The sequence below is a fragment of the Aminobacterium sp. UBA4908 genome (genome assembly GCF_002398115.1).
Classification (GTDB): domain Bacteria; phylum Synergistota; class Synergistia; order Synergistales; family Aminobacteriaceae; genus Aminobacterium; species Aminobacterium mobile.
The window spans coordinates 1-8,603 of the sequence record NZ_DHCG01000014.1 but is presented as its reverse complement, the minus strand read 5'-3'; the positions used below and the strand labels follow the sequence as shown (position 1 = coordinate 8,603).

General features: G+C 43.1%; 8 protein-coding genes. All 8 read left to right on the top strand.

Annotation, left to right across the window (positions count from 1 at the left end; translation table 11 throughout):
- The first annotated feature begins 43 nt into the window (after positions 1-43).
- The 8 genes from folD (at position 44) to B4J50_RS09655 (ending at position 8,489) form a co-directional block, all read left to right on the top strand.
- Positions 44-895 (top strand): bifunctional methylenetetrahydrofolate dehydrogenase/methenyltetrahydrofolate cyclohydrolase FolD, encoded by an 852-nt coding sequence (folD, locus tag B4J50_RS09690; RefSeq protein ID WP_286846120.1) that lies wholly within the window; start codon positions 44-46, stop codon positions 893-895.
- A gap of 121 nt (positions 896-1,016) precedes the next feature.
- Positions 1,017-2,564, top strand: a complete 1,548-nt coding sequence (locus B4J50_RS09685) for a PucR family transcriptional regulator (protein ID WP_286846121.1) — start codon at positions 1,017-1,019, stop codon at positions 2,562-2,564.
- 105 nt (positions 2,565-2,669) lie between these two features.
- Positions 2,670-3,833 carry a M20 family metallopeptidase gene (locus B4J50_RS09680; RefSeq protein WP_286846122.1) on the top strand — a complete coding sequence of 388 codons (1,164 nt, stop codon included), beginning with the start codon at positions 2,670-2,672 and terminating at the stop codon, positions 3,831-3,833.
- An 18-nt stretch (positions 3,834-3,851) separates the two neighbouring features.
- Positions 3,852-4,394 (top strand): TRAP transporter small permease, encoded by a 543-nt coding sequence (locus B4J50_RS09675; RefSeq protein WP_286846123.1) that lies wholly within the window; start codon positions 3,852-3,854, stop codon positions 4,392-4,394.
- Positions 4,395-4,408: 14 nt separating this feature from the next.
- Positions 4,409-5,686: a TRAP transporter large permease gene (locus B4J50_RS09670; RefSeq protein ID WP_286846124.1), complete on the top strand. Its 1,278-nt coding sequence runs from the start codon at positions 4,409-4,411 to the stop codon at positions 5,684-5,686.
- Positions 5,687-5,796: 110 nt separating this feature from the next.
- Positions 5,797-6,828, top strand: coding sequence for a DctP family TRAP transporter solute-binding subunit (locus B4J50_RS09665; protein ID WP_286846125.1), 1,032 nt, complete (start codon positions 5,797-5,799; stop codon positions 6,826-6,828).
- Positions 6,829-6,938: 110 nt separating this feature from the next.
- Positions 6,939-7,859: a glutamate formimidoyltransferase gene (ftcD, locus tag B4J50_RS09660; RefSeq protein ID WP_286846126.1), complete on the top strand. Its 921-nt coding sequence runs from the start codon at positions 6,939-6,941 to the stop codon at positions 7,857-7,859.
- 6 nt (positions 7,860-7,865) lie between these two features.
- The gene (locus B4J50_RS09655; protein ID WP_286846127.1) at positions 7,866-8,489 is read left to right on the top strand and encodes a cyclodeaminase/cyclohydrolase family protein; all 624 of its coding nucleotides are present in this window, start codon (positions 7,866-7,868) and stop codon (positions 8,487-8,489) included.
- Positions 8,490-8,603 lie beyond the last annotated feature (114 nt).

Below are 8,603 nucleotides of genomic sequence, written 5' to 3'. Positions count from 1 at the left end.
GGGAAATATTACTGGTTTGTTCTAGAGGCGAGGAGGCTGCTAAATGAAAGCTCAGATATTGGATGGGAAAAAAGTAGCAGAGGAAGTACGGGCTGCCATAAAAAAGGAAGTAGATGAAATAAAATCAAAGGGAGGGCACATTCCCGGCTTAGCCGTGGTTCTTGTAGGCGAGAATCCAGCTTCGAAGGTTTATGTAGGTCAGAAAGAAAAAAAATGTAAAGAAGTGGGATTCAACTCTTTTCTTCATAAGCTTCCGGCAAGCACTACAGAAGGAGAGCTCTTGAAGCTCATCGAAACCCTTAACAATGATAAGGCTGTAGATGGTATTCTTGTTCAACTTCCGTTGCCTCAGCAGATCGATAGCGATAAGGTTCTCAAAACCATTGACCCGTCGAAGGATGTAGATGGTTTCCACCCCATGAATATGGGGTATCTTGTCACCGGACTTCCTGCAGTGCATCCCTGTACGCCGAAAGGCATTATGTATCTCCTTGATGCTTATGGAATCGAAATAGAAGGGAAACATGCCGTAGTGGTAGGGCGAAGCAATATTGTAGGCAAACCCATCGCTCATCTCCTTCTTGACCGAAACGCTACAGTGACTATCTGTCATAGCAGAACGAAAGATCTGGGAGCTATTACTCGTCAGGCAGATATTATTGTAGCAGCCGTAGGTCGTCCTCGTATGATTACAGGCTCTATGGTGAAAGAAGGAGCTGTAGTTGTGGACGTGGGCATTAATCGTCTTGAGGAAGGATTGGTAGGAGACGTAGATTTTGAAACTGTAGGAGATGTGGCTTCTTGGATTACGCCAGTTCCGGGCGGTGTTGGGCCTCTTACCATCGCGATGTTGCTTAAGAATACATTGGAAGCTGGCCGAAAAAGCGAGAGGTAGAGACATAACATCTTGCTTTTGAATAAATAAATACGTGTTTATTAAAGGGGCTGGTTTTTACCAGCCCCTTTTCTACATGATACAATATATAAACTTTGTTTCAAGGAGTGGATTTTTTATTTTGCCTGTCATACGTACACTTCAAACATTGTCAAGTTTCTCTCTTCTTGCTGGAAATTCTGCCCTGGATAAGGAGGTTGGAAGAGTTGTACTTCTTGATGATGTTATAGTCGGGGGGGGAGTTTGCTCTTCTGATTCTCTTGTTGTTGGAGTGTGGCCCAGCGAGTCACGTTTTTCAGGTCTTTGTTTGTCTTCCGTTCTTGCTATTATTCAAAATGGCGTCGGGGGAATTGTTTTTCAAGGAGAGATTCCTTCAGAGCTTGAAGAAGCAGCAAATAATTTTTCTACGCCTTTATTTTCTATTCCCCAAAACCATACGTTATTAAACGTTCTTTTTGCTCTCGAGACAGAGTTTCGAAAAGCTAAAACGCTTCACTCTTCCTTTTCACCCTTTGCCGATATCCTTCTCAATGACGGCGATTTTGAAAGAATTCTTTGGGCTTTGCGAGAGCAGATACATTGTGGCGTTGCTTATAAAGATCTTATCCATAAACAGCTTTTCGTAGCATCTTTTTCGGAAGAATTTAAAGAACATGTAAAAATATATCCCTTAAAAGAGATAATTCGCCTTCACCAACATATGGAGGTCCGTGTTGGTGGCGTGTTGAGCGGCTATCTTGTTCTTAACCGTTCAAGCCGTTCCGACAGGAAAATTTCTTTTTTAGAAATGTCTGCTCTAGAGAATGCTGTTATAGCAGTAAAGCTTTCTATAGAGAAACAACTTTCTGCTCAAAGGGTGGAGCGAAACTATATTGATGAGTTTGTACGAGATCTTATTTATAACAAAATACAAAGGAAGGAAGAACTTGAAAGTCGGGCTCGCACTTTTTCTTGGAATCCTGTCAATGGTGTTGTTGTAGTGGTGGTAGAAGTAGAAGCTCTTGATGGAGCGGCTGGAGAACGTGAGTTTCAGGTCTTTTTTTCCACTATTCGGTCGAAGTTTCAGGCTTTTTTCCCAAAATCGATTTATACCATGTTGACAAAGTCTGTTGTTTTCCTTATCTCCCCTCCAGATCCAGATAACGAGGAAAAAACCCTACAAACAAATATAGTAAAAGTAGCGGAACACCTTAATGAAGAAGCAGCTAAAGAGTTACGTTGCGAAATTACTGTCGCTGTTGGCGGATACAAAACTGACCCTCTTAGTATCCACGAGAGTTATCGCGAAGCAGTTCGAGCCCTTCGTGTGGCTAGGTTAGCTACGTTTCCCCAAGAAGTTGTTTTTTGGGAAAACCTGGGCGGGATGAAGCTCCTTTCCATGGTGTCTCAGAGTCAGGAGGCAGAGACCTTTTGTCAGAGCATATTAAGAGACCTTATCGAATATGATAAATCTACGAATGGAGAGCTTCTTCAAACGCTTAGGGTCCTTAACAAGAATAATTGGAACGTGAAACACGCTTCGGAAGTTATGAAGTTTCACTATAACACCATAAAATATCGAAACAAAAAAATATGCGAACTTCTCAATTTTAATCCTGACAACAGTGATCAACGTTTTGATATTGCCCTTGCGTTAAAACTTTATGATCTCGGATCTTTTAACGAATAGATTTGTCAAGTTTTGACAATATAACCGGAGAAATCTTATCCACAGAAGCTAATGTCTGAATCTCCTCCCTCCAGTACTCTTATATTGGTGAAAGGGGGGAATAAAATGACGCAAAGGCAAGATGATGCTTATAGTAGGGCGATAGAAATACTTCAGCAGTTGATTCGCATCCGTACCTTCCAGCCTTCTGGAGATGAAAAGGACGCAGCTCTTTTTGTCTCTTCTTTGTTCCCTGACAATAAAGTTGAAAAGAAAATAATCAGCCATGGAAATAACCGAGCCTCGTTGGTGATTACCATCCCTGGAGCAGATCGGAATCGCGGTATTGCCATTACAGGGCATTTAGACACGATTCCGGCCGGAGATGTGCGAGATTGGACCTATTCTCCTTTTGGCGCGGTCATAGTGGATGGCTGTGTTTATGGTCGGGGAGCTGCGGATATGAAAGGCGGAGTCACGTCCATGATTTTAGCGGCCCTGACCCTTTTAAAGGAAAATATAACGCCGAAAGTAGACGTTGTGTTCTGTTTTACAGCAGATGAAGAGGTAGGGGGTATGGGGGCCAACGCCCTGTTAGGGGGCGGATTCCTCAATAAGGTAGAAGAAGTTCTGATCATTAAGCCTACAGATGAAAGAGTTGGCCTAGCAGAGAGGGGCGCTATTTGGCTTCGGATAAAAACGTGGGGGACCTCTTCCCATGCTGCTATGGCAGATGCCCAGACGAATGCTCTCTCTACATTTAACAAGATTACAAATCTCATATCAGAACTTTTTAGTGGCGAGAAAAAACACGACCTTCTCGGCCGTTCTACATGTGTAGTTACCTCACTACAAGCTGAAAGTGATTTGTTTAATGTTGTTCCTCATTATGTAGAAGGGACGCTAGATATCAGAACCCTCCCGAGTGTGGATCATTCCCTGTTATTGCAGAAAATTTATAAAGCGACGGAATCTATGGAAAAGGGCAATAGTCCCATCCATGTTTCTGTAGAGGTGGTAAACAATAGGCCTCCTGTAGGGATGGATGAAAGTGCTCCGTTAGTGCAATCTCTACAAAAAATTTATTCTGAATTGGAAATGCCATGGGAAAAGACTGGTATCAATTATTTTACAGATGCCTCGATCCTCATCCCTTCTTTAGGAGTACCTTTTGCTATTTTGGGGCCTGGCGATGACATGTTCTTTCACCAGCCAGACGAATATGTTCGAATGGACTCTGTCATACGTATGGCACACGTTTTGGCGCATTACGCGAAGAGTAGAAGATAGAAAAGTGGGGGATCATAGGTGAATTTTTTTAACATGCTAGATAGTTTTTGTGAGCGTTTTGAGAAGTTTGTCGTATCGTGGAGCATCATCGTAATGGCTCTTGTTGCCATCCTTAATGTTTTAGGAAGGAACCTTTTCCAGCATAGCCTTACTTGGGCAGAAGAAGTAACTCAGTTCACCATCGTATGGGTTACCTTTGTGGGAACCAGTTATGCTGCCAGAATAGGAGCTCACATTAGGATGTCGGCTTTATCGGATGTTCTTGGGCCGAGAGGGCGAAAAATTTTGATGATTATTATTTCAGCTGGCACAGCTGCCCTGATGTTCTATCTCAGTTGGTACGCCTACCTCTATGTAGCTAAACTTGCTGAAATTAAGAAACAGACCTTGGGGCTTCATATCCCGCTTTACTTAATTATGTTATGGGTTCCCGTAGGTTTTGTAATGACCGGGATTCAATATGTGTTGGCCGTTATTAAAAATCTGAGATCTGAAGACGTTTATCTCTCTGCTTCAGTGCTTGAAGGCCACGCTGAGGACGAACAGTCCTTCGACTTTTAGGAGGGGTAAACACAATGTTACTTACTCTCGTAGGAACAATGGTTATATTGTTGTTGCTAGGTTTCCCGATGATGGTTCCCTTGGCAGCAGGAGCTTTTTTAACACTTGTGACACAGTTCCCAGGGGTAAATCCGTCGATGCTGATTCAACAGCTTATCGGAGGAGTACAGCCTATTTCTCTTACAGCTGTTCCTATGTTTATCTTTGCTGCGGACATTATGACATCAGGGCAAATTGCTGACCGTCTTGTCAATGTTGTTGTAAAGTTTGTAGGCCATAAAAGGGGAGGTCTCCCTATCGCAACAGCAACTGCATGTACCCTGTTCGGAGCAGTGTCGGGGTCAACGCAGGCAACGGTTGTAGCTATTGGTGGCCCTCTGCGTCCCATGTTACTTGATGCCGGATATTCTTCTACATTTTCCACTGCTTTGATTATTAATGCGGCAGAAATAGCTCTTCTTATACCACCGAGCATTTACATGATTGTTTACGGTGTCGTGGGAGGAGCGTCTGTTGGAGAACTTTTTATTGCAGGTGTAGGCCCTGGCCTTTTGATTCTCCTCTTTTTCTCGGTATACTGTTGGTTTGTCTCGAAGAAAGAAAATGGAATGCCTCGTGCTACATGGCACGAACGTTGGGTAGCCTTCAAGGAAGCTATTTTAGGCTTTACCTTTCCCGTTATTATTTTCGGAGGAATTTACTCTGGCGTTTTCAGCCCGACAGAAGCCGCTGCAGTTTCAGTTCTCTATGCTTTCGTGCTGGAATTTTTTATCTATAAATCCATTAAGTTGTCGGATATCCCTCGGCTAGCACTAAGAACTGGTGTCGTGACGGCGATCGTTTTTATTCTTATCGCAGTTGGGCAGGCTTTTTCGTGGACTGTTTCCTTCGCGAGAATTCCGAATCTTATACTACCACCTCTTCTGGGAGAAACACCTTCTGTTGTCCGGATCCTTTCTGTCTTAAGTATTGCTTACTTTATAGGGTGTATGTTTGTTGATCCTATAGTTGTCATTATGATACTTACTCCTATTTTCAAGCCTGCCATTATGGCTTCAGGATTGGATAACGTACTTGTAGGAACCATCGTAACATTACAGGCTGCCATTGGTTCTTCTACGCCACCTTTCGGCTGCAATATTTTTACGGCAATTGCTATTTTTAAGCAAAAATACACAGATGTTGTTCGTGGAGTTCCACCCTTCATATTTATGTTGATACTCGTGTCTATTCTGCTCGTATTATTCCCTCAGATAGCTCTCTTCTTGAGGGATCTGGCGGTGGCTCAGTAAAAAGGAAGGAGGGCAGTTCTCGGTATCAAAAAGACGCAAGAGGACTTTATGTTGAGATTTAGATTGAGATGAAATGTCTTAAATTCAAATTCTAGAGGAGGTTTACATCTATGAAAAAGCTTCATGTTTTTGCTTTAGTACTGGCCCTTGTTCTTGCTTTTTCCGGGATAGCTGTAGCGGCAGAGTATAATTGGCGTTTAGCAGAGGAAGAGATAGTAGGAAGTGTCTGTGACGTTTATGCAAACGAATTTGCTCGACTTCTTGCAGATAAATCAAATGGCAGAATCAAACTCGATGTATATCCTCAAGGGACGCTCGGTACTCCTACAGAAATGTTTGAGCTGTGCTTGAATGGAGCGATAGAGTTTGCTCTTGTCGGTCCAGGGCAGTGTGGTGCCATCGTTCCCGAAAATCAGATATTCTCTCTTCAGTTCCTTTTCTCCGATGACGATATGGTAAACGAGAAAGTCCTTGCTTCCAGTAAGGCTCTCAATGAGATGTTGGCTGGTGTGTACGAGAAAAAAAGCCTGAAGGTTTTGTCTTACTTTAGCGAGGGTGCCATGTATTGGACAGCAAACAAGCCCATATTGACTCCTGAGGATTTCAAGGGGCTTAAAATGCGAGTTATGCCTTCGGAGATGCTTGTAGAGACCTATAAGGCATATGGAGCCAATCCCACACCCCTCTCCTTTACTGAACTTTACAGTTCTCTTCAGTTGAACATGGTTGAGGGGCAGGAAAATGCCCCCTACATTATTCAGGAAATGAAGTTTATGGAAGTTCAGAAGTGTCTTATTGAATCTAAGCATAATATCTATGTTATGCATACCCTTGCCAATGCTGACTTTTTCAATGGATTGCCAGAAGATATTCAGAAGATTGTTCTTGAGTGTATAGAAGAGCTTCGGCCTTTTGTTTATAAGGTACAGCAGGAGCTGAATGACAAACGCCTCGATATGATGGTAAAGGCTTTCAAACCCGATCAGAAGCTTCTGAAGCTTGAGCACGATCAGAGAATGCGCTTCCGTGAAATTGCTAAAAATGCAGACGAGAAGTATTTTGAGCTTTCGGGCAATCCGGAATTTGCGAAAGAGCTTCTTAAAACCTTCAGATCTGAAATGGCAGAAGCAGAGAAGAACTAAGTTTTTCAATCTCGGTTAGTAAGGGAGCAGCTCTTTTTTGCGAAGAGCTGCTCTAAAAAAGTAAATTAAATAAAACTTTTGATTTCAGCACGTGATTGGAGGAACCACAATTGGCTAAGAAACAGTATGTTCATGCAGTTCCCAACTTTAGTAATGGAAAAGACAAGGAAGTTATTGAAGCCGTTGTTGATGAAATTCGTAAGGCTAAAGGAGTTAAGCTGATCGGCTATTTCCCCGATGCTGACTTTAATAGAACGGTTATAGAATGCCTTGGGGAGCCAGAGCCTTTGAAGAAAGCCCTATTGAATATGGCAGGCAAAGCTTACGAGCTTATCGATATGGAGAAACAGGAAGGGAAGCACCCTCGCATTGGAGCTCAGGATACGATCCCGGTTTTCCCTCTCCGCAATATCTCTCTTGAGGAGTGTACAGAGCTTGCAGAGGAGATAGGAAAAGAAATTTGGGAGCGCTATCAGGTACCAGTCTATTTTAGTGGAGAAAATGCCAGGACTCCTGAACGCAAAGAGTTAGCGTATATCCGAAAGGGCCAATATGAAGGGCTGAAGGAAGTTGCTCATACACCAGAGCGCTGTCCTGATCTTGGACCGGCTAAACTTCATCCAACTGCTGGTGCTACTATAGTAAGCGCTGCTACTCATAACCTCGTAGCTGTGAATATGATCCTCAATACGACAGACATGGAGATTGGAAAACGGATCGCTAAAATGATGCGTGGACCTAGTGGTGGATTTAGTACTATTCGTGCAGTTGCATTTAAGCCGGATGGTTATGATAATGTAGCTGTCTCCATGAATATGTTCGATACGGTCAATACTCCAATCTATAGGGTGTTTCAGGTTGTGGAGAACGAAGCTAAACGTTATGGCCTTACCATAATAGGTACACAGATTTGTGGCACTTTACCTCAGGACGCACTCTTGAACTGCGCTGAATACTTCCTTCGCATAGTAGATTTTGACCGGAATCAGATTCTGGAGAACAATATTCTGGCACTAGACGAAGAGGAGTAGATGTGTATGCTAGTTGATCTGAATTTAAGGCAATTTGTAGGGGAACTGGCCTCAGATTCTCCAGCTCCGGGAGGTGGAAGTGTAGCCGCCCTTTCCGGTGCTCTCGGTGCAGGGCTGATTTCCATGGTTTGCAATCTTACCATTGGCAAAAACGGCTACGAAGCCCATGAAGCCGAAATGAAAGAGGTCAGAGGTGAATCAGAAAAGCTCTATAACAGTTTATTAGAGCGAATTGATCGTGATACTGAAGCTTTTAACAAAGTTATGGCTGCTTTTAAAATGAAGAAAGATACAGAAGAAGAAAAAGCAGTTCGTAAAGAAGCAATTCAGAAAGCTTTTAAGGAAGCTTGCGATTCACCTTTCGCTATAGCGGAGGAATGCCTGGCGGTAATTCGTCTCGCTGATAGGATTGTGGATAAGGGTAATACCAACGCTATGAGTGATATGGGCGTGGCTGCTGCTCAGGCTTTGGCTGGACTTGAGGGTGCCATTATGAACGTCCGTATTAACATTCCTTCAATCAAAGATGCTGCCTATGTATCTGAAAAAGAGAGCGCGGTACAAAAAATGCTGGCAGAAGGAAAATCCCTTCGAGACACCATCCAGAAGAAAGTTGATGCGAAACTTTAGAGTTAAGAATTGAATAAAAGATGTATAGTAAAAAGGAGCGGACACAGTCCTGCTCCTTTTTCTTCCTTGTTTTTGAGAAGAGAGAGTTGCTGTAGAGGAGGTTTTACAGAATGA

Excerpts from the sequence above, each read along its gene's own strand:
- folD (WP_286846120.1), top strand. The coding sequence starts at position 44 with ATGAAAGCTCAGATATTGGATGGGAAAAAAGTAGCAGAGGAAGTACGG.
- B4J50_RS09680 (WP_286846122.1), top strand. The coding sequence starts at position 2,670 with ATGACGCAAAGGCAAGATGATGCTTATAGTAGGGCGATAGAAATACTT.
- B4J50_RS09670 (WP_286846124.1), top strand. The coding sequence starts at position 4,409 with ATGTTACTTACTCTCGTAGGAACAATGGTTATATTGTTGTTGCTAGGT.
- B4J50_RS09665 (WP_286846125.1), top strand. The coding sequence starts at position 5,797 with ATGAAAAAGCTTCATGTTTTTGCTTTAGTACTGGCCCTTGTTCTTGCT.
- B4J50_RS09655 (WP_286846127.1), top strand. The coding sequence starts at position 7,866 with ATGCTAGTTGATCTGAATTTAAGGCAATTTGTAGGGGAACTGGCCTCA.